The 1,201-nt window shown below is 51.2% G+C and carries 1 rRNA gene; it reads right to left on the bottom strand.

From position 1 onward, the window contains the following. A 23S ribosomal RNA gene (locus K225_RS0119140) occupies nt 1–1,201 on the bottom strand; the annotation flags it as partial.

Raw genomic sequence — 1,201 nt, 5'->3', positions numbered from 1 at the left:
CTCGTTATCACCCCTCATCTAAGCCCGGCGGATTTGCCTACCAGGCACGACTACAGGCTTGAACCAACATATCCAACAGTTGGCTGAGCTAACCTTCTCCGTCCCCACATCGCACTATTGATCGGTACAGGAATATTGACCTGTTTCCCATCAGCTACGCATCTCTGCCTCGCCTTAGGGGCCGACTCACTCTACGCCGATGAACGTTGCGTAGAAAACCTTGCGCTTACGGCGAGGGGGCTTTTCACCCCCTTTAACGCTACTCATGTCAGCATTCGCACTTCTGATACCTCCAGCATCCGTTACCAGACACCTTCACAGGCCTACAGAACGCTCTCCTACCACGTGCAATAAATTGCACATCCGCAGCTTCGGTAACTGGCTTAGCCCCGTTACATCTTCCGCGCAGGACGACTCGATCAGTGAGCTATTACGCTTTCTTTAAATGATGGCTGCTTCTAAGCCAACATCCTGACTGTTTTAGCCTTCCCACTTCGTTTCCCACTTAGCCAATTTTAGGGACCTTAGCTGGCGGTCTGGGTTGTTTCCCTCTTGAGTCCGGACGTTAGCACCCGGTGCTCTGTCTCCCAAGCTGTACTCTGCGGTATTCGGAGTTTGCATAGGTTTGGTAAGTCGCCATGACCCCCTAGCCTAAACAGTGCTCTACCCCCGCAGGTAATACTTGAGGCACTACCTAAATAGTTTTCGGAGAGAACCAGCTATTTCCAAGTTTGTTTAGCCTTTCACCCCTATCCACAGCTCATCCCCTAGTTTTGCAACACTAGTGGGTTCGGACCTCCAGTACCTGTTACGGCACCTTCATCCTGGCCATGGATAGATCACTTGGTTTCGGGTCTACACCCAGCGACTAAATTCGCCCTATTCGGACTCGATTTCTCTACGGCTTCCCTATTCGGTTAACCTTGCCACTGAATGTAAGTCGCTGACCCATTATACAAAAGGTACGCAGTCACCCCTTAGGGCTCCTACTTTTTGTAAGCATGCGGTTTCAGGATCTATTTCACTCCCCTCCCGGGGTTCTTTTCGCCTTTCCCTCACGGTACTGGTTCACTATCGGTCGATTACGAGTATTTAGCCTTGGAGGATGGTCCCCCCATATTCAGACAGGGTTTCTCGTGCCCCGCCCTACTTTTCTCCAGCTTAGTACCACCAGTCTGTTTTCGCATACAGGGCTATCACC

The sequence above is a fragment of the Acidovorax sp. JHL-9 genome, from assembly GCF_000426205.1.
Taxonomy (GTDB): domain Bacteria; phylum Pseudomonadota; class Gammaproteobacteria; order Burkholderiales; family Burkholderiaceae_C; genus Acidovorax; species Acidovorax soli.
The sequence above is the reverse complement of the archived record's forward strand: the minus strand, read 5'-3'. Positions and strand labels throughout refer to the sequence as shown.